Annotated in this window: 19 protein-coding genes; 6 read left to right on the top strand and 13 right to left on the bottom strand. The window is 35.0% G+C overall.

The annotated features are described in order from the left end of the window. Positions 1–33 precede the first annotated feature (33 nt). On the top strand, positions 34–963 hold the full coding sequence (gene nadA / locus ACM55F_RS16495; RefSeq protein ID WP_416854944.1) for a quinolinate synthase NadA: 930 nt from the start codon (positions 34–36) through the stop codon (positions 961–963). After that, complete coding sequence (gene nadB / locus ACM55F_RS16490) at positions 963–2,492, top strand: L-aspartate oxidase (protein ID WP_416854943.1); 1,530 nt, start codon at positions 963–965, stop codon at positions 2,490–2,492. Before nadA ends, nadB begins: the two co-directional genes overlap by 1 nt. A 139-nt stretch (positions 2,493–2,631) precedes the next feature. Here the strand turns inward: nadB and ACM55F_RS16485 are convergent, their stop codons facing one another. Further along, positions 2,632–4,446, bottom strand: coding sequence for a hypothetical protein (locus ACM55F_RS16485; protein ID WP_416854942.1), 1,815 nt, complete (start codon positions 4,444–4,446; stop codon positions 2,632–2,634). 265 nt (positions 4,447–4,711) lie between these two features. Between ACM55F_RS16485 and ACM55F_RS16480 the strand changes: the two genes are divergently transcribed. From ACM55F_RS16480 to ACM55F_RS16470, 3 genes are all read left to right on the top strand, one after another. Continuing rightward, positions 4,712–5,305, top strand: a complete 594-nt coding sequence (locus ACM55F_RS16480; protein WP_416854941.1) for a Crp/Fnr family transcriptional regulator — start codon at positions 4,712–4,714, stop codon at positions 5,303–5,305. Between the two features lie 3 nt (positions 5,306–5,308). After that, complete coding sequence (locus tag ACM55F_RS16475) at positions 5,309–6,541, top strand: hypothetical protein (protein WP_416854940.1); 1,233 nt, start codon at positions 5,309–5,311, stop codon at positions 6,539–6,541. Between the two features lie 67 nt (positions 6,542–6,608). Continuing rightward, a complete protein-coding gene (locus tag ACM55F_RS16470) occupies positions 6,609–7,163 on the top strand; it encodes a fasciclin domain-containing protein (protein WP_416854939.1) in 555 nt (184 codons plus the stop codon). Between the two features lie 69 nt (positions 7,164–7,232). Here ACM55F_RS16470 and ACM55F_RS16465 read toward each other — a convergent pair whose 3' ends face one another. The 8 genes from ACM55F_RS16465 to ACM55F_RS16430 all read right to left on the bottom strand — a co-directional run bounded on the left by ACM55F_RS16465 (position 7,233) and on the right by ACM55F_RS16430 (position 14,249). Next, positions 7,233–7,604 carry a group III truncated hemoglobin gene (locus ACM55F_RS16465; protein WP_416854938.1) on the bottom strand — a complete coding sequence of 124 codons (372 nt, stop codon included), beginning with the start codon at positions 7,602–7,604 and terminating at the stop codon, positions 7,233–7,235. Between the two features lie 11 nt (positions 7,605–7,615). Next, on the bottom strand, positions 7,616–7,909 hold the full coding sequence (locus ACM55F_RS16460) for a cupin domain-containing protein (RefSeq protein WP_416854937.1): 294 nt from the start codon (positions 7,907–7,909) through the stop codon (positions 7,616–7,618). Beyond that, positions 7,909–8,676, bottom strand: coding sequence for an ABC transporter permease subunit (locus ACM55F_RS16455; protein WP_416854935.1), 768 nt, complete (start codon positions 8,674–8,676; stop codon positions 7,909–7,911). The genes ACM55F_RS16460 and ACM55F_RS16455 overlap by 1 nt, the downstream gene beginning before the upstream one ends. Further along, complete coding sequence (locus ACM55F_RS16450) at positions 8,660–9,382, bottom strand: ABC transporter ATP-binding protein (RefSeq protein WP_416854934.1); 723 nt, start codon at positions 9,380–9,382, stop codon at positions 8,660–8,662. Before ACM55F_RS16450 ends, ACM55F_RS16455 begins: the two co-directional genes overlap by 17 nt. Next, positions 9,379–10,608, bottom strand: a complete 1,230-nt coding sequence (locus ACM55F_RS16445; RefSeq protein WP_416854933.1) for a nitrous oxide reductase family maturation protein NosD — start codon at positions 10,606–10,608, stop codon at positions 9,379–9,381. The genes ACM55F_RS16450 and ACM55F_RS16445 overlap by 4 nt, the downstream gene beginning before the upstream one ends. A gap of 81 nt (positions 10,609–10,689) precedes the next feature. After that, positions 10,690–11,706, bottom strand: a complete 1,017-nt coding sequence (locus tag ACM55F_RS16440) for a nitrous oxide reductase accessory protein NosL (protein ID WP_416854931.1) — start codon at positions 11,704–11,706, stop codon at positions 10,690–10,692. Positions 11,707–11,770: 64 nt separating this feature from the next. Then, a complete protein-coding gene (nosZ, locus tag ACM55F_RS16435; RefSeq protein WP_416854930.1) occupies positions 11,771–13,744 on the bottom strand; it encodes a Sec-dependent nitrous-oxide reductase in 1,974 nt (657 codons plus the stop codon). A 16-nt stretch (positions 13,745–13,760) separates the two neighbouring features. After that, the gene (locus tag ACM55F_RS16430) at positions 13,761–14,249 is read right to left on the bottom strand and encodes a c-type cytochrome (protein WP_416854928.1); all 489 of its coding nucleotides are present in this window, start codon (positions 14,247–14,249) and stop codon (positions 13,761–13,763) included. 195 nt (positions 14,250–14,444) lie between these two features. Here ACM55F_RS16430 and ACM55F_RS16425 point away from each other — a divergent pair, with 195 nt between their 5' ends. Next, positions 14,445–14,909 carry a hypothetical protein gene (locus ACM55F_RS16425; RefSeq protein ID WP_416854927.1) on the top strand — a complete coding sequence of 155 codons (465 nt, stop codon included), beginning with the start codon at positions 14,445–14,447 and terminating at the stop codon, positions 14,907–14,909. Positions 14,910–14,974: 65 nt separating this feature from the next. On the opposite strand, the gene hemL is transcribed toward ACM55F_RS16425, so the two are convergent. From hemL to ACM55F_RS16405, 4 genes are all read right to left on the bottom strand, one after another. Further along, positions 14,975–16,261, bottom strand: coding sequence for a glutamate-1-semialdehyde 2,1-aminomutase (gene hemL, locus ACM55F_RS16420; RefSeq protein ID WP_416854925.1), 1,287 nt, complete (start codon positions 16,259–16,261; stop codon positions 14,975–14,977). Positions 16,262–16,292: 31 nt separating this feature from the next. Next, positions 16,293–17,201 carry a glucosaminidase domain-containing protein gene (locus tag ACM55F_RS16415; protein WP_416854924.1) on the bottom strand — a complete coding sequence of 303 codons (909 nt, stop codon included), beginning with the start codon at positions 17,199–17,201 and terminating at the stop codon, positions 16,293–16,295. Continuing rightward, positions 17,194–18,090 (bottom strand): 1-aminocyclopropane-1-carboxylate deaminase/D-cysteine desulfhydrase, encoded by an 897-nt coding sequence (locus tag ACM55F_RS16410; RefSeq protein ID WP_416854923.1) that lies wholly within the window; start codon positions 18,088–18,090, stop codon positions 17,194–17,196. Before ACM55F_RS16410 ends, ACM55F_RS16415 begins: the two co-directional genes overlap by 8 nt. Positions 18,091–18,179: 89 nt before the next feature. Then, the coding region (locus tag ACM55F_RS16405; RefSeq protein ID WP_416854922.1) for a T9SS type A sorting domain-containing protein at positions 18,180–18,671 on the bottom strand (492 nt) is incomplete at its 5' end.

Raw genomic sequence — 18,671 nt, 5'->3', positions numbered from 1 at the left:
GCATGACAATGATGTTTTTTTAAAACTTAACTAATGAAAAATCTTAAAGAGCGCATACTGGAATTGAAAAAAGAGAAAAATGCGGTTATTTTAGCTCATTACTATCAAGAAGCCGATATTCAGGATATTGCGGATTATGTGGGCGACAGTTTAGGCTTATCACAAGAAGCCATGAAAGTGGATGCCGATATCATTCTTTTTGCCGGCGTACATTTTATGGCCGAAACTGCCAAAATATTAAACCCAACAAAGAAAGTAATTCTGCCCGATTTGAAAGCAGGTTGCTCATTAGCAGAATCGTGTCCACCGGATTTATTCAAAAAATTCATTGATGAACATCCCGATCACATTGTCATCACTTACGTGAATTGTTTTGCCGAAATTAAAGCGTTGAGCGATATTGTCTGTACCTCATCTAATGCTTTAAAAATAGTGGAATCCATTCCCAAAGAAACGCCCATTATTTTTGCACCGGATAAGAATTTAGGAAAATACATCATCAGCAAAACAGGAAGAGACATGCTGCTTTGGGACGGATCCTGTGTGGTTCATGAAGCTTTTTCGCTAGATAAATTAATCGAAATCCATAAACAATATCCTGATGCAACCATCATTGCACATCCCGAATCAGAAACACATATTCTGCAAACAGCAAGCTATATTGGTTCAACAGCCGGGATGATTGAGTACGTAAAAACAAATCCGAACAATCAATTTATTGTGGCTACCGAAGCGGGAATTTTACATAAAATGCAACAGGAAGTACCGCATAAAATATTGATTCCGGCTCCTTCAAAAGAGGATAATACCTGTGCTTGCAGCGAATGCGGCTATATGAAAATGAATACGTTACAAAAAGTATATGATTGCTTGCTTAGTGAAAGTCCGGAAATTGATGTCCCTGAAAATATTAGAAAAAAAGCCTTAGTTCCCATTGAACGAATGCTTGAAATGTCCAAATAATGATTGCTACAAATTACTTAATCATCGGTTCTGGCGTGGCAGGATTGACTTTTGCCATAAAAATTGCAGAACGATTTCCTGATAGAAAAATCACGATAATTACCAAGTCGAACGAAGATGAATCCAATACAAAATATGCGCAAGGCGGGATTGCGATTGTCACTGACGAAACCGAGGATTCCTATCAAAAACACATTGACGACACCCTCATTTGCGGAGACGGTTTGTGCGATGTTGATGTCGTTAAAATGGTCGTTACCGAAGGCCCGAAACGATTGAAAGAACTCATAGCGTGGGGCGCCAAATTTGATAAAACGGTCAAAGGAAATTTTGATTTAGGCAAAGAAGGTGGCCATTCCCAAAATAGGGTGGTACATCATAAAGACCAAACGGGTTATGAAATTGAGCGTGCCATTTTAGAGCAAGTGCATCAAAAAGAAAACATAACCGTTCTGAATCATTATTTTGCACTTGATTTGATAACCCAAAATAATGGTTGTTTTGGTGCTTATGCATTGCAGGAAAAAACAAACGAAATTATCACATTCCACTCTGATTTCACGGTGCTGGCCACTGGAGGAATCGGCCATCTTTACGGTCATACCACCAATCCGGTTATAGCAACCGGAGATGGTATTGGCATGGCTTTTCGTGCAAATACCATTATCAAAGACATGGAGTTTATTCAATTTCATCCTACCGCTTTATATGATGCTTCAGCAGGATCTAAATTTTTAATTTCGGAGGCAGTTCGAGGTTTTGGAGCGTATTTACGTACGCAAAAAGGACTTCGGTTTATGATGGATTATGATGAAAGAGGCGAATTAGCGTCCAGAGATATTGTTTCGCAAAGCATTGATTTGGAACTAAAAAAATCAGGAGATGATTGCGTTTATTTAGATTGTACCCATCTGGACTTAGACGCTTTCATAAAGCACTTTCCCATGATTTATGAGCGTTGCAAAAGCATTGGGATTGACATAGCAAGAGACTGGATTCCCGTGGTTCCCGCACAGCATTATCTGTGTGGCGGAATTACTGTTGATAAAAACGGAAAAACATCTATAGAAAATTTATTTGCCTGTGGTGAATGTTCTCGTACAGGATTACATGGCGCAAATAGATTAGCCTCCAATTCCTTGTTGGAAGCACTCGTATATTCAGAGAAAATTTATGATTATTTGGCCCATGTTTCTATTGAAAAAAGCGAATTCAATGGGATCATCTCGAATTTGGAATCCGCTGAAAAACCTAAAATTAATTCTGATTATTTGGCTAAAAGGAAGGCCCAATTACAGCTTTTGATGCGTCAGAATGCAGGAATTGTGCGAAATGAATTGGATTTAGCGAAAGCCAAAGAACAGCTTTTGCATTGGCAAAATGAAATGGAAGAAATTAGTAGAACCCATCAAATTAGTGTTGCGATTTACGAATTACTGAACATGATTACAATTGGGAATTTAATTGTGCAGCACTCCATTGAAAGGAAGAATAACCGAGGTGGTTTTATGAAAGTCTACAATTTATAGGAATATAGAAATGATTTTTTCAACTCTAAAAAGCTGTATCATTCTAAAAAAATTATTCCAAAATAAGAGCCTTTTAAATTTTAAACAGGCTAATAAAAAATAAAAAAATAGGCTTGAAATTAATCAAGCCTATTTTTTATTATGCCAATTTTAATTCTGGAATCTCAAAAGCAATCAGTTCATTTTTATAAATATCAAATTGACTGAAAATCTCATTTTTAGTACTTTCGAAAAAAGGAGTTGCTGAAAATAATTCTTCATAATATCCGATTCCTAAAAGCAAATTGTTTTTAAACGAATTCCATTTTTTAATTTGTCCCAAAGTTATTTCTTCAGTAACGGCTGTGATTTCGTTTTTCAGATAATCCAGATACATTTTTAACTCTTTGACAAATAGGTTTGGACGATTGGTAACCGTCAGTACAGAAGCGTTTCCATAAATATGCTGCACCATTTTAGACAGTGAAACTTCTTGGTCAAAATAAGCCATATTGGGTCCTGGACAAATGATTACACCCTGAGCCTGCCCTTTTATCTTAATGTCATTTTCAAGATACGAAGCATTGGCTAAACCCACACAAAGACAGGCTTTCTCAGTAATACTATTTTTCTTTTTTTCGAAAACTTCTGCAGTTAAAATATCCTTTTGCAGTAGTAATTCTTCCAGTTTCAAGTCTTGGTATTTCTTGGAAGACGTACAAATTCCTTTTGCATCGTATTCTTTGCTTAACGCCAAAAATCGTTTTGGACACGAACTTCCCGCTTTGCTTTCTTCAATTCGTTTCAATTTCAATTTTTCATTCGTCGTTCCTCGCAACGTATTGAAAGGGATTCCCAACGGCGAAATATGACTTAAATACAAATCATCTTCTTTGGCTCCAGCCAGTAATGTTCTGGTGTGTTTATCTACCGAAGTGGCTTCAGGAACCAATAAAAACGGAGAACCCCAACCCACAGAATCTACATCATAATGGTCCAATAGAAAATCGTGTTCTTCAGCAGTTCCTACGCCGCCTTGAACCGTGATTTTTAAATCCAAAGGTTGTTCCGGAACATGCATTTCTTTTTGTCCCAACGCTTTCACCATCAACTCATGGGCAGATTGAATCAATTGCTCTTTTTTCTGTTTGAATTCTTCCAGAATTGGTCCTAACAAATACCCTTCGGTAGCAAAAGCATGTCCGCCACAATTTAGTCCGGATTCGATTCGATATTCAGAAACCCAAAGTCCTTTTTTGGCTAAAAAATTCCCTTGAATCATCGCCGAACGAAAGTCGCTCACTTTCAGTGTGATTTTCTTTTTCAGCGTGTTATTTGTATCAGGAAAAAAAGCTGAAAAACTTTCGAAATAGCTGTATAACCTTGGATTCATCCCAGCCGATAAAACTACCGAAGATTCTAATGTACTATTGACAAACCCACGCAGCGCGGCATGTGCATCATTAAAAATAATTGGCAATTGTTCGTCTTTGATGAAATTATCCTTATCCAATTTGGTCATAATATTGACATCAATATCGCCCGGATAAAGATTCTTCTCCAGATAATTTTTGATGTTTTCTTTGAAAGCAAAACCGTCTTCCATCAAGTTTTGCAAGCCTGCTTTAATCTCCGATTTGTTGGGCAGCATGGCGATGTAATTTTCCAAAGCTGATTTGCTTTCGGATAATTCCGTTTTGAAATTTTCGAATTTTTCCTTGACGATTTTGTCTACCAAATTCAAATAAGAAGTAATGCGTTCTGCGCGATAATCATGTATTTTTTGGGTAATTTCCTGATAAGGCAAATCGAATTTCTTGCTGTAAAAAGCATTCATTTTTTCGATAAGCTCATCATCCATAATTGAAATCACGGATGAAATTCCATACTTTGCCACTCGTATCGGACTATCAATCGTATAAGCAAGTCCCATAACCGGGATATGAAAAGTATGAAGTGGTTTAAATGTTGTCATGCCTGAATGATTTAATAAATAAACCACAAAAGTCGAGAAACTAAACCGTATAAAAACTGATAAATATCATATGCTATACTACTTTAATGAAATACTTTAGCCATTATTTTTTTTATATAAAATTTTAGTAAACAAATACTTTTTCTGATCATATTTTATGATTTCAATCATATTCCTATTGATTTTATAAAAATTACATTTGTATTCGTTACAAATTTTTGCCTTTTTTTATTGCTAATAAACTATTATTAATTCCAATTTAATTATGCAAATAGACATAGATTTATTGTTCTCATGGGGTGCTGTTGCCAAAAAATATAAAAAAAACGAAGTTATTTTTCATGAAGATGAAATAGCCCATTTTTATTATCAAATTATTGATGGAAGTGTGAGAATGTTTAATTCAAATGACGAAGGAAAAGAGTTTACTCAGGGGCTTTTTTGTATAGGAGAGAGTTTTGGCGAACCCCCTTTGTTTATTGACCAACCGTATCCATCTAAAGCGATTTGCATTCAGGACAGCACTATTATAAAATTATCAAAAGATAAATTTTTAAAAATTCTTGACGAATATCCCATAATCCAAAAAACATTTCTGATTCTGCTTGCCAATAAAATTCACTCAAAATCCAATACTTCAAAAGAAATCATCAACCAGAAACCAGAATTTAGAATTCTTGCCTTTTTGAACACACACAAAAGAAAATCAGAATGTAATGGCCAAAAAGTATTAATTCCTTACACGCGTCAGGAAATTGCAAATTTTACCGGATTGAGAGTCGAAACGGTGATTCGAGTTTTTTCAAAAATGAATGATTGCAATAAAGTTGACATCATCAATCACAAAATATTTTTTTAAAAAATGAAATTAAACATTCAGTTTTGGCTTAAATTTTCCTTGTTGAATCTTTGTATCGTTGCCACTCTTGGCGTTTTAATGCGTTATAAAATTGGTTTTGAATTCCCTTATTTCAATCAAAAAAACATCTTACATTCCCATTCTCATTTTGCGTTTTCAGGATGGATTAGTCATACATTGATGACGTTGATGGTGTATTATCTTCAGAATAAAACGGCAGACTTTCATGTCCATAAATACCGCAAAATAATTATAGCCAATCTCATTTGTTCTTACGGGATGCTTATTTTCTTTATTATTCAGGGATACGGGATGATTTCCATATTTTTCTCAACGGTATCGATTCTGGTTTCCTATGTTTTTGGCTTTTATTACATCAAAGATTTGAGAAAACTAGATACTGATTTTGCCGCAATAAACTGGTTTAAGGCCGCCCTATTTTTTAATATTATTTCCTCTTTTGGGACTTTTTACTTGGCTTACATGATGGCAAGTAAAAATGTTATTCAGGATTTGTATTTAGCATCCATTTATTATTTTCTCCATTTTCAATATAACGGTTGGTTTTTCTTTGGTTGCATCGGTTTATTTTTTGGCTTTTTAAATCTAAAAAAATCAGAACATTCCTTTTACGAAACTTCCTTTAAGCTGTTTGCTGTTTCTTGTATTCCTGCCTATTTTTTATCTACACTTTGGTTGGATTTACCAGTTTGGCTTTACGCAATCTCTGTCTTTGCCGCAATAATTCAGGTTGTTGCCTGGTTTAAACTTCTTGTCATTTTAGTACAAACGAAAAAAGAACATTTGAAAAATTTTGCGCTTTTATTACGCTACATTTTACTCTTTTCCTGCTTGGCATTAAGCATAAAATTCATCCTGCAATTGGGTTCAACAATCCCATCGTTAAGCCAGCTTGCCTTTGGTTTCAGACCAATTGTAATCGCCTATTTACACTTGGTTTTATTGGCGGTAATTTCGTTGTTTCTGTTGTTTTACATTTATGCCAGTCATTTGATTTTCATTACTAAAAAGATAAAAATCGGCTTGGTTCTATTTTCTGTTGGCGTTCTATTAAACGAGTTGGTTCTCGCCATTCAAGGTGTTGCATCGTTCACTTATACTATTATTCCGTATGTAAATGAACTTCTTTTTGTTGTCGCATTAATCTTGCTTTTAGGAATTGGGTTTACTACTTATTTTTCTATCAAAAAAGTTAAAAACAACCCGCCTTTATGATTGAACTCATAGAATAAAAAATTGATAATTAGGTACTTTGCTATATAAAACCAAAGTAACCTTAATTATGAAAAAATCAATTCAATTAGTAGCAGTCGTTTGTTTCTTTACCATTTTTGGTTGCAAACAAAATAGTGAAGCTTCGCTTGAAACAACAACAGAAATCACAGCAGCCCAAGGTGCCGGACAGTCTGCCGTGGTTGATGATGCTTCCAGTCCAAATATCGTTCAGACAGCCTCCGGAAGTAAAGATCACTCTACTCTTGTAACTGCAGTAAAAGCAGCAGAATTAGTGGATGTTTTGAGCAATGCCGGGCCATTTACCGTTTTTGCACCAACAAACGCTGCTTTTGATAAACTCCCAAAAGGAACTGTTGAAGGACTATTGAAACCCGAGAAAAAAGATGATTTGAAAAACATATTAGAATACCATACCTATGTGGGTGCTTTGAAAACGGAATACATGCAGGACGGCCAGGAATTTGAACAAGTAAATGGCGGTAAAGTAAAAATCACTAAAGTAGGTGATAAAGTATTTGTAAATGGTTCAGAAATAGTATCCTCAATACCAACATCAAACGGAATTATACACGTGATAAATGATGTTTTACTTCCAAAATAATATTATTAATTCATTTTGCCTGATTGAAAAAAGCGTAAACTAAAATAGTTCACGCTTTTTTTATGCTTTTCAACCTATTGTTTTGTACATCAATACTGCCGAAATATTCATCGCTCTTTGTTTGATTTCTTCTGCTTTTTCTCCCGTGAATAATTCATCAACGGTTTCATTGAACAAGGCGTTCCAATGGTGAAAATGAGCTTCTTTCATTTCGCTTTTTTGATGCAACTCTTTGTGTTTTGTCATCGGATTCCCCGTGTAATTCCCATTAGAAAACATAATATTTTCCCAGAAATCATACATTTTAGGCAAGTGATCTTCCCAATTCACCTTGGCTACATCCGTAAAAAAATAACCGATTTTAGTATCCGTTTTTATTTTATCATAAAAAGTGTTTATCAGTTTCTCAATGTCATTTCTGTTTTTTATATCTGTTTTCATTTCTAGATTTTTTAGCCTTTAAACAATAAACACAAGCTGTCTTCCATCGCTTCTACGGAATGCAAAACTGCTACCGGAATATCATATTCGTCATAAAGAAAAAGTTCGTTTTGTTGGTCTTTCTCTTTATAAATCACATTCCCTTTTATCACTAATAATTTGGCAGGAACATCCGTTTTATGCTCCTTGAGTATCATTCCTTTTTTGAAAGCAATCACCATTACTTTACTGCAAGAAGTATTTTGAACCACTTGCGCCACTGGATTAGCAGCATTTTCTAGTTTTTGAAGTATATCTTTAAACATTATAAATCTTTGTTTTTAAATTTGATTAATGAAATGAAAAATGGGATAATAATCCACAAACACAGCAACGAGAAAGAAAGTAACAGCCCCAATGAAGTCCCGAAAAAATCTTTAAAAATAGCTCCGGTATATCCCATCATCGCTGAAACATACAGATGCAACAGGATTTGAATTCGGGCTAAATCTATTGGGCTTAACGCCGTAACAACTATCATTGCTTTCTCGATTGGATAATCTGAAAATTGAAACAACAAATACAAAATTATTCCATCAAAAAGCAGTGCAAAATACAACCAACCCATGATGGCAATTCCTATTCCTTTTGCCTTGTCTCTGGTCAGAATTGAACTTAAAAATGCTAAAGCCACGAAGACCAACGTAATCAGGCAACCTACGACGAGCATCATAATGCCTACGCTATCCGGCGCATTGATTAAAAGCGGAATTCCGGCACCAATAAAAAAGGCTAAAACCATTGCTAACGAAAGTCCGAGAAACAGACTCAACCAAATTTTCTTGCGCTTAATCGGTTGGCTTAATAAAAGCTCAATAAACTCCGTACTGTTGTACAAATAAATCGTGGCAAAAAGAATAGAAACCAGCGGAACCGTGAATAAAATTATATTCAAAATAGTAAGCAATCCTTTGGCAGAATTATCTTCAAGCCCAAATGAGCTCCACGAAAGAATGGCTAAAATAAAGGTGTACCCCAGTATAATCTTGTTCTTCAGAATGTCTAGAAAAATGATTTTAATGATTCTGTTCATTGCTTTTGTTTTTTAAGATTTTAGCAATTGCTTTGGATATTTTTTGTTCGTTTGTTGATTCCAATAAATCTGCGATAGTTTGATGAAAATGTACTGTTCCGTCTTGCATGTAAATAATTTGCGTAATCAAATCATCTAATTCACTCAAAAGATGGGAAGTAATCAAAATGAGTTTTCCCTTTTCTTTTTCTTTTATAATTTTTTCTTTCAATATTTCGGAAGCCAATGGATCTAATCCCGCTGTGGGTTCGTCTAAAATCAGCACTTCAGGATTAAACAAAAAAGCCAGTGTAGCACTTACTTTTTGCGTTGTTCCTCCTGAAAGTGTCCGCATTTGTTTGTCAACTATTTTTTCGAGTTCAAATGCCTTGACTAAATCTTCATCTAAAACCTGATCCGAATTTCGAATTTTTTTTATCATTTCGATGATTTGCCCAACTGTCATATAATCCGGATAACGCCCTATTTGCGGCATATATCCTATTTGTTCCCGATATTTAAATTCCTTTAAAATTGATTTTTCATTGAATAAAATATCGCCTTTAGAAGGAATAACCATTCCCAAAATACTTTTTATCAAAGTCGTTTTTCCACAGCCATTTGGACCAATTAAAGCAATGCATTCTCCTTTTTTAAAAGAAAGATTGATGTCATTTAAAACCTCTAATTTTCCGAATTTTTTATATATATTTTTTATTTCAATCATAATGGTAATGAATGCATTAATGGCGAATTGTCAATGAAATTATCTGGCGTTATACTGGGCAACACTTTTTCGGATTTATCCAAAAGTGTGATCATGAAACTCCGGAACAACAACATCGCCGAGGGATTATTTTCAACTAAAACCGCAAATAAACTCAACGGATGATACGGCACATCACCGACACCATTTTTGTCTAAATCATATCCTTCGTATTTATCCCAATAATTGGTATCGAACTTGTTTAAAACTAAACTTCCGTTAGTTCCCATATCAAAAGTATTTCCAATAAAATTATTATTCACGATTTCATTGTCTACGCAACTAGCCTGGATTTTCATCGCCCAACCGTTGGCTTCAAATACGTTTTTTTCAACCCGAATCCGATTGGTTCCTTCCATGTGAATTCCAGAAGTGTTTTTAGAAAATTTATTACCAATAATATGGCTGTCCGTGATTTCCTTAAGGAATAATCCATAAGCGCCATCGCCCCAATTTTCTTCGAAATAGTTATTGAACATCTTGACATTTTTGGTAAACATTACCGCAACGCCGGCACCGTTATTCTTGAAAATATTGGTAATATACGCGTCGTCATTAGAGAACATAAAATGCAAGCCATACCGAATATTGTTAATTGAAATATTCCTCCAGATAATGGAATTGGTAACAAATTCAAAATAAATCCCATCCCGATGACCGGAAATGGTGTTGGCGATAATTTGGAGATTCTCACTTTTCCAACAATGAATTCCATTGCCTATTTGCTGTTCTTCTTTGCCATACGCCACAATGGTATTGTTTTTTATCAGGCAGTTTTTGCCATTTTGGATATAAATTCCAAAGAAATTATCATCTAGAATATTGTTCTGAATAATAACATGGCTTTTATTATACACTTTAATCGCACAGGGATCTTCGAGTGAAGCATACCCTGATTTTATCACTTTAAAACCTTGCACAACCACACTATCCGCTTTAATGGAAAGTACTTCATACTTTTTTTGCCCATCTAAAACCGGATATCCTTTACCTAGAAAAACAATTCTTTTATCAATAACAATATTGCCTTCTCGATACACACCTTTATGAACCAAAACCGTGTCACCAACTTTAGCCAGATTAATGGCTTTTTTTATTGATTTTACAGGTTTATTAGCGCCTACTTCAATCACATGAGCATGAAGGAATGAAGAAAAAAACAGAAATATGTAGAGGATTTTTTTCATTATTTTTAAAATTAAACCATCTGAATTTAATTAAGAAAACACACTGTTCTTAATTTCTAACTGATTCAAAAAACGATTGGTTTATTTTGTAATTACAGCTTCCCAAGTAACTGGTTTTGCTTTTAATTTTATTCCAAATTCTTTTGCCTCATTTTCAGAAGAAAAAGCTATAATTCCGCCTCTCATTGGACTTTGAATAGTTCCTTCAGAAATGAAAAAAGCGGTTTTAGCAGGAATCAAAACATTGTCTTGGGTATAATCATTCACATAATAAGCTGCCATTTTTGTGTTGGAATTTTCTTTTCCATAATGTACCATACACATGATATCGTCAAACTTGTAGACTCTGCCTTTTTCAGTAATCACTTCCGCCGCATATTTCCCATCGGCGATAGTCATTTTACAGAAATCGCACGTATCAACGTTCAATTTAATGGGAACCACTTCCGTTTTGGCACAGGAAAAAAAAGAAAAAGATAAAAAGACAAATAAAACTGCTGTTGTATTTGATTTTTTGATTTTTCGCAACAGATTAGTCTCTTTTATAACCAATAAAAACAATAAAAATCCCGAAGCAATTAACATCCATCCTCCAATATCGGGAATAGAATACGCTCCAAAATTCAGGAGTTGTTTGTATCCTATTAATGGCGGCTGATAAGACATTCCCGGCACCCTGATTGCCGCATTCGGATCCAGATTATGGCCGTATTCATAGTTCCATCGGTAAAAATCGACTCCTGCTAATATTCCAAAAAGAATAAAAGAAATAAACAAAGCATAAAGTCCTTTTTTCTTGGCAACTATTGCAACTGTCAAAGCACACAATGCAAAAAAACCAATGATATAAGGCAATACGGCAAACTCTATAAAATCTTCTTTATGCAAGGTTTTCATGCCAATGTAATGGTTTAATCCATTAATAATCTCGACATCACCACCTATTTTATTAGCATGCAACTGCAATACTAAACCTTCGGGATATTGAGGAGCTGACAATTCAATTCTCCACATTGGAACAAAAACAGATGACACTAATAGCGCCATCACCAACAAAAGCATCACTTTTGAAAGTGTTGAAATTTTTGAATTATTCATGTTTTTTTTATTAAAAAAGGGAACAAACCAGATAATTTGTTCCCTCTTGAATTTGAAGTGATTCTTATTTAGCCGGTATGTTTGTTCCTAAGCTAAAGGTTAAAGGAACACTACTTCCCGCAGGAGAAACTCTTAGATATCCTGACATTTCCTGATGCAGCGCACTACAAAAATCAGTACAATAGAAAGGAAATATACCTGCTTTTTTTGGAATCCATTTCAAAGTGGCTGTTTCACCCGGCATGATTAACAGTTCGGCATTATCAGCGCCTTTTATAGCAAATCCATGCGGTACATCCCAATCCTGTTCTAAATTAGTGACATGGAAATATACCTCATCACCTACTTTGACCCCTTCGATATTATCAGAAGCAAAGTGAGAACGTATGGAAGTCATATACACATGAACTTTATTTCCTTCTCTAACTACTTTAGCTTCTTTTTCTCCTTTGGCAATGTAAGGATGTTTGTTTTCTTCGATTTTATAAAATTTCAACTGACCATTGTTTCTGATTAAATCAGCTGGAGCAGATTGTGCATAATGTGGTTCTCCAATAGTTGGATAATCCAACAAAAGCTTCATTTTATCGCCACTAATATCAAATAATTGGGCACTTTGAGCTAATTCCGGACCCGTAGGCAGGTATCTGTCTTTTGTGATTTTATTGTAAACTACCATGTATTTACCAAATGGTTTTTTACTGTCTCCACCAGGAATAGAAAGGTGTCCTGGAGAATAATAGGTAGCTGCTCTATCTAACACTTTCAATGTTTTAATATCCCATTTCACCACTTCTGAAGAAACAAAGAAAGTAGTATACGCATTCCCTTTTCCATCAAATTCAGTATGTAATGGTCCTAATCCCGGTTTTTTTACTTCACCGTGTAAAGCTGCCTCATATTTGATAACCGGAATACCTTCATATTCGCCGTCAAATTGTTTTTTGGCAATAGCGTTTTTCATTTTGTCAAAACTAAAGACTGGAATTAAAGCCGCTAATTTTCCGCTGCCTACAATGTATTCTCCCGTAGGATCTATATCACATCCATGAGGTGATTTTGGACAAGGAATCATGTAACAAATGTCTTTTAATACTTTAGAATCTAATACTAATACTTCAGTTCTCATTTCAGATTTTGCCGTATGGGTTTTTTCGTCCCACGTATTGTGTGCGTATTTAGCTTTTACTTTTTTTCCTTTTCCGGCTTTAATGTATTCTTCGGCTTTTTTCCAGTTCACCGCCATAATATAATCTTTGTCATTCTGTGAAGCATTCACTTCCAGCAAAGTATTGGCTTGTTCCGTATTGTAACAAGAGAAGAAAAACCAACCGTGAGATTTGCCTTTACCGGCATGACTTAAGTCGAAATTTACTCCAGGAGCTTCAATTTGGAAAGCAATATCCATCTGACCTTCCTTCCCTACTTTTACAAAACTCAAATAACCTTTGAAATTTTGTTTGTAGGTATTAATAGGCACATCACCGTTAGCATTATCCGTAGGAACGCTGAATCGGGTTCCTGCCACCACATACTCTGTATTCTCGGTAATAAATGGAGAAGAGTGATTTCCTGCACTATTCGGCAATTCAATTATTTCAACCGTTTTGAACGTTTTCAAATCAACACGGGCAATTCTGGGTGTGTTATTGGCATTGGCAAAAATCCAACGACCATCAACCTCACCTTTAGTTTGAGACAATTCTAAATGGTGCTGATCGTCCCAAGGCACATAACCGTGAGAAGTATTCAACATTGGTTTCGTTTCTTCACTGTATCCATAACCACTTTGCGGATCTTGGGAAAATATTGGAACTACTCTCAATAATCTTGCACTTGGCAAACCATACACACTCATTTGACCACTAAAACCTCCTGAAACGAAATTATAGAATTCGTCATATTTTCCCGGAGCAACATAGACTTTTTGAGCAGCGTCACCACTTACGGCATCTGCAGTATCTTTAGGTCTGCAAGAACCAAAAAATGCACTAACCAAAACTATGGATAGACTTGTTTTTATAAAAAAATTGTTCATTTTATTTTGAATTAAATTATTTTACTCCGTCATTTTTACGCATGTATTCCAATAAATTTCTTGCATCGACATCCGTCAAGGCTTGATTTGGCATACGAACTAAACAAAGTTCTAGTTGCGCTTGAAGTTTTGGGTCTTTATCAATCATTGGGTCTGGATTAGTGATGAAGTTCATAATCCATTCTGGTTTTTGTCTTTGAGTAACTCCTTTCCATCCTGGACCAACTAATTTTTCATCGGTCAATTTATGGCAAGAAGAACATTTAACGGATTGTATTTTTTCTCCTTCGGCAGCCATTGCCTCATCTAATTTATCACCTAAATCAACTGATGTATGTTTTCCAATACCTCTGTTTGGATCATACGCAACTGCATCGGTTGGGTTGGTAGCAGATTCCTCAGAAGGTGCAGCAGTATCTTTTGAAAAGTCATCGTTGGTTTTGGTTTTATCACCACATGAAGTTAACATTACGAATGCAACTACAAAAAAAGTTAATTTGTACATAGAAATTGTTTTTAGAATTGTTTAACAAATTTGCGATTAGATTAGCGCATTAATTATGACTGGAATCATACTTAATCAAGTATTTTTTGTGATTTTTCTGCTTCTAATCAGAAAACCAAACGATAAACTTTTGTTAAGGATTAAACTTTTCAAACCTATCCTTGTCTTATAGCTATAAAACTTAAAACAATAGAAATGAAAAAATTATTTATCGTTGCATTATTAGTTGTCGGAATGACAAGCTTTGCACAAGAAAGAAAAGCAAGACCAGAGAGAGCTCAAATGGAGCAAATGACTCCTGAGCAAAGAAATCAATTGCACTTGAAAAAGATGACTTTGGAATTAGATTTGAATGCTTCGCAACAAAAAGAAATGAGCAAAATCATCGCGGAACAAAGTGCCAAAAGAGAAGCTAAAATGGCCGAAAGAAAAGCAAGTAAAGATTCTGCTAAAAAACAACTTACTGCTGACGAAGTTTTTGCTAAAAAAAGTAAAATGTTAGACGAGCAAATTGTGATGAAAGAAAGAATGAAAAAAATTCTTAATCCAGAACAATATAAAAAATGGGATGACATGAAAGGGAAAAGACATCACGGAATGAAAAAAAGAATGATGCACCATAAAGATGGAAAACCAGCTGAAATGGGCGACAAAAAATAATCTGTTTACTTGAAATATTTCATCTTATTTCATAAAAAAAGCCCCAAATTTGGGGCTTTTTTTTATTAAAATGTTTTCGAAACTTTATCTATAGCTCGAATGGTAAAATCTAAATCCTCATAGGTTAGTGCATCGGTAATAAACCACGTTTCATAAGCAGATGGTGCAATATAAATTCCCTCTTGCAATAATCCGTGAAAGAATTTCTTGAACGTTTCGTTATCGCCGTTTGCTGCTGTTTGAAAGTCTACAACAGGAGCAGCATCAAAATGAACCGAAATCATTGAACCAATGCTGTTGATTGTAAATGTAACGTCATTTGCTTTCAGCACTTTATCAATTCCTGCAGCCAAATACGCTGTTTTCTCTTCTAATCTTTGAAAAATAGCACGGTCCGTATCTAGAGCTTGTAACATTGCTAATCCTGCGGCCATTGCCAATGGATTTCCAGACAATGTTCCTGCCTGATAAACAGGACCTAACGGAGCCAGATAATTCATAATTTCTGCACGGGCGGCAAAAGCACCAACGGGCAATCCTCCACCAATTACTTTCCCAAAGCAAACGATATCAGCCGTTATATTAAATAATTCCTGAACACCGCCTCTAGCAAGTCTAAATCCGGTCATAACCTCATCAAAAATCAATAGAATTCCGTTATCGGTACACAATTGGCGTAAGCCTTCCAGAAAGCCTTTATTTGGTGGAATGCAACCCATATTCCCCGCAACAGGTTCTACGATTATGGCTGCAATTTCACTTTTATTCGCTTGAATTAAAGTGACTACATTTTCTAAATCATTGTATCGTGCCAACAAAGTATCCTTGGCAGTTCCTGCGGTAACTCCAGGGCTGTTTGGTGAACCAAAAGTAATTGCTCCACTTCCGGCTTGGATTAAAAACGAATCCGAATGACCGTGATAACACCCTGCAAATTTTATTATTTTATCTCTTTTGGTAAATCCGCGAGCCAATCTTACAGCGCTCATACAGGCTTCGGTACCAGAGTTTACAAATCTAATTTTATCGATATTTGGAACCATCGCAACGGCTAAAGCTGCAATTTGCGTTTCCAATTCTGTTGGCATTCCAAACGAGGTTCCTAACTTCGCTTTCTCAATCACGGCTTGTACTACCGGTTCATAAGCGTGTCCTAAAATCATTGGTCCCCAAGAATTGATATAGTCAATCAAACGGTTTCCATCTTCATCATACAAATAAGCACCTTTGGCACTTTTGACAAAAATTGGAGTTCCACCCACTGCTTTAAAAGCTCTTACTGGTGAATTTACACCTCCCGGAATTACTTTTTCTGCTTCAGCAAAAAGCTGACTGCTTCTTTTATACAACATTTATAAATTATGAGTTATAGTTATTTTTCAATTATTTTACCACCAATCTCTGTCCAATAGAAAGTGTATTGTCAGAAAGATTATTTTTTTGTTTTAAATCATCGACCTTTAAATCGAATTTTTTTGAAATGGAATAAAGCGTATCTCCCTTTTGAACAACGTATGAAAATAAGTCATGATTGATTGTATTTCTGGATTCAATCGTTAATTCCTCAACCATTTGTTTTTCATTAGATACATAATTGACATCTAAAACCTGATTGTCATATTGATGCAAATTGTAGCGTTCAATATAAGAAATCAACTTATCCGGATATTTAGGATCTGTGGCATAACCTGCAGCTCTTAGGCCTTTTGCCCAAGCTTTATAATCGCCTTTTGAGAATTCAAACAGCTTAGAATACCTGCTTCTTCCAGTCAAAAACAAGGCGTGATCTTTGAATGATTCTGAAGGGTTGTCATATTTTCTAAAGCATTCCTGATCAGAATCATCGTCGTGCTTAACACTTTCTCCTGTCCATCCTACGTGACATTTTATTCCAAAATGATTATTGGCACTTATTGCTAAATCGCCTCTTCCTGCACCCGATTCTAAAATTCCCTGAGCCAAAATAATACTTGCGGGAATACCGTAATTCTTCATGTTTCCCATCGCAATTTCTTTAAATTTAGAAATATAAGACACGACCACATCATTCGTAACTACTGTTTTTGAAGTTGAAACAATTACTTCTGTTTCTCGATTACTTTGTTCCTTTTTTACAGGTTTTGCAACAGTTGGTCTTGTAGTATTAGGACTTGACGCAGCTGGCTTTTTAATCGTGCGGACTACTTCCGATTTTGGTTTTACAGGAGCTTTCTTTGTTACAATAACAGGTTTTGTGGCATTACAACCTATCAAAGTAATTAAGGTAAGAAGCAGTAGAATTTTTTTAAACATTGATATCGATTGTTGGTAATTGTTTGTTTCTTAATTTCATATTCATTCCCTGAATTCCCTGAATTCCACCCGTATGAATTAGTAAAATTTTTGATTCGGCAGGAAAATAGTTTTTTTGAATTAAATCTATAACGCCAAAAACCATCTTTCCCGTATAAATGGGATCCAAAGGAATTTGATTTTCGGTGTAAAACTGGTTGATGAATCCGATTAAGGCTTCATTTACTTTCCCGTAACCTCCAAAATGATACTCCGTAATTAACTCCCAATTTTCATTTTGGACAAAATTACGAATTTCCTCTTTCAAAAAATCACCTTTTAAAGCGGGAAATCCTAAAACTTTTTGGTGCGGCAAAACACTGTTAATGATTCCCGAAATGGTACCGCCAGTTCCTATTGAACAACAAATATAATCAAATTCAGCATCTTCCGGAGTTAGAATCTCTTGACAACCTTTGATGGCTAACGCATTTGTCCCGCCTTCAGGTATTAGATAAAAATCGCCAAATTGCTGTTTTAAGTTCTCTAAAAATGAAGCCTCGCTTTTTAACCGATACTCTTCTCTTGAAATAAATTCCAGTTGCATTCCGCAATTTTGAGCGAATGACAATGTGGGGTTTTCCGAAATTTTACTCCCTAATTCATCTCCACGAATGATTCCGATGGTTTTAAATCCTTTTTCTTTACCTGCAAAAGCTACTGCTGCAATATGATTTGAAAAAGCGCCTCCAAAAGTAAGCAGCGTTTCGTAATGCTCCGTTTTCGCTTGCAGCAAATTGTATTTCAGCTTTCTGAATTTATTTCCGGAAACAAAAGGGTGAATCAAATCTTCCCGTTTGATGGCTACTGAAATGGCATTTAGAAACGGAGTTGTTAAGTATTGATTCAAGCTAAGTGATTTTGGTACAAAGGTAAAATTATATATAATAAAAATGCAACCTCCAAAGATTGCATTTTTATATTCATTCCTGATGAATTCTAGTTTTTAATGATAATTTTTTTACCAACCCCAATATTGTCTTTCGTCAATAACTTAACAATATAAATTCCATCGCCGAGACCCGAAGTAGAAAAAGTGTAAGACGAATTTGACCCCAAATCTTTTTTATTAAAAATTAATTTTCCGGCTACATCATACAAATTGCAGGTAGCAAGATCCAGTAATAATGGATTACTAATGGTTAAGTTCTTAGTGGAATTATTTTGATAAACCACAAAACTTTGACTTTCAATATCTTCAACACCTAAACTAGAATTCTTTTTAAAAGTAATTTCAAATTGTGTGTTGTTCACCCCAGCTGGTAATGTCAAATCATAAAAATCATTTTTGATATCGTGGTATAAATCAGTTGTTTTATCGTGTAAGTAAATCGTATTAGCGGCTGTAAAGTTCAAAATTTCTTTCACCGTAATTTTATAATTGGCTTGATTCGCATTTCTAAATCCAATTGGAATTTTTTTATCAATGTC

Source organism: Flavobacterium melibiosi (genome assembly GCF_048158545.1).
Classification (GTDB): domain Bacteria; phylum Bacteroidota; class Bacteroidia; order Flavobacteriales; family Flavobacteriaceae; genus Flavobacterium; species Flavobacterium melibiosi.
Note: the sequence above shows the minus strand (reverse complement) of the source record. Positions and strands in the feature narration are given on the sequence as shown.

Coding starts and splice junctions, on each gene's coding strand:
- nadA (WP_416854944.1), top strand. CDS start 34: ATGAAAAATCTTAAAGAGCGCATACTGGAATTGAAAAAAGAGAAAAAT.
- nadB (WP_416854943.1), top strand. CDS start 963: ATGATTGCTACAAATTACTTAATCATCGGTTCTGGCGTGGCAGGATTG.
- ACM55F_RS16485 (WP_416854942.1), bottom strand. CDS start 4,446: ATGACAACATTTAAACCACTTCATACTTTTCATATCCCGGTTATGGGA.
- ACM55F_RS16480 (WP_416854941.1), top strand. CDS start 4,712: ATGCAAATAGACATAGATTTATTGTTCTCATGGGGTGCTGTTGCCAAA.
- ACM55F_RS16475 (WP_416854940.1), top strand. CDS start 5,309: ATGAAATTAAACATTCAGTTTTGGCTTAAATTTTCCTTGTTGAATCTT.
- ACM55F_RS16470 (WP_416854939.1), top strand. CDS start 6,609: ATGAAAAAATCAATTCAATTAGTAGCAGTCGTTTGTTTCTTTACCATT.
- ACM55F_RS16465 (WP_416854938.1), bottom strand. CDS start 7,604: ATGAAAACAGATATAAAAAACAGAAATGACATTGAGAAACTGATAAAC.
- ACM55F_RS16460 (WP_416854937.1), bottom strand. CDS start 7,909: ATGTTTAAAGATATACTTCAAAAACTAGAAAATGCTGCTAATCCAGTG.
- ACM55F_RS16455 (WP_416854935.1), bottom strand. CDS start 8,676: ATGAACAGAATCATTAAAATCATTTTTCTAGACATTCTGAAGAACAAG.
- ACM55F_RS16450 (WP_416854934.1), bottom strand. CDS start 9,382: ATGATTGAAATAAAAAATATATATAAAAAATTCGGAAAATTAGAGGTT.
- ACM55F_RS16445 (WP_416854933.1), bottom strand. CDS start 10,608: ATGAAAAAAATCCTCTACATATTTCTGTTTTTTTCTTCATTCCTTCAT.
- ACM55F_RS16440 (WP_416854931.1), bottom strand. CDS start 11,706: ATGAATAATTCAAAAATTTCAACACTTTCAAAAGTGATGCTTTTGTTG.
- nosZ (WP_416854930.1), bottom strand. CDS start 13,744: ATGAACAATTTTTTTATAAAAACAAGTCTATCCATAGTTTTGGTTAGT.
- ACM55F_RS16430 (WP_416854928.1), bottom strand. CDS start 14,249: ATGTACAAATTAACTTTTTTTGTAGTTGCATTCGTAATGTTAACTTCA.
- ACM55F_RS16425 (WP_416854927.1), top strand. CDS start 14,445: ATGAAAAAATTATTTATCGTTGCATTATTAGTTGTCGGAATGACAAGC.
- hemL (WP_416854925.1), bottom strand. CDS start 16,261: ATGTTGTATAAAAGAAGCAGTCAGCTTTTTGCTGAAGCAGAAAAAGTA.
- ACM55F_RS16415 (WP_416854924.1), bottom strand. CDS start 17,201: ATGTTTAAAAAAATTCTACTGCTTCTTACCTTAATTACTTTGATAGGT.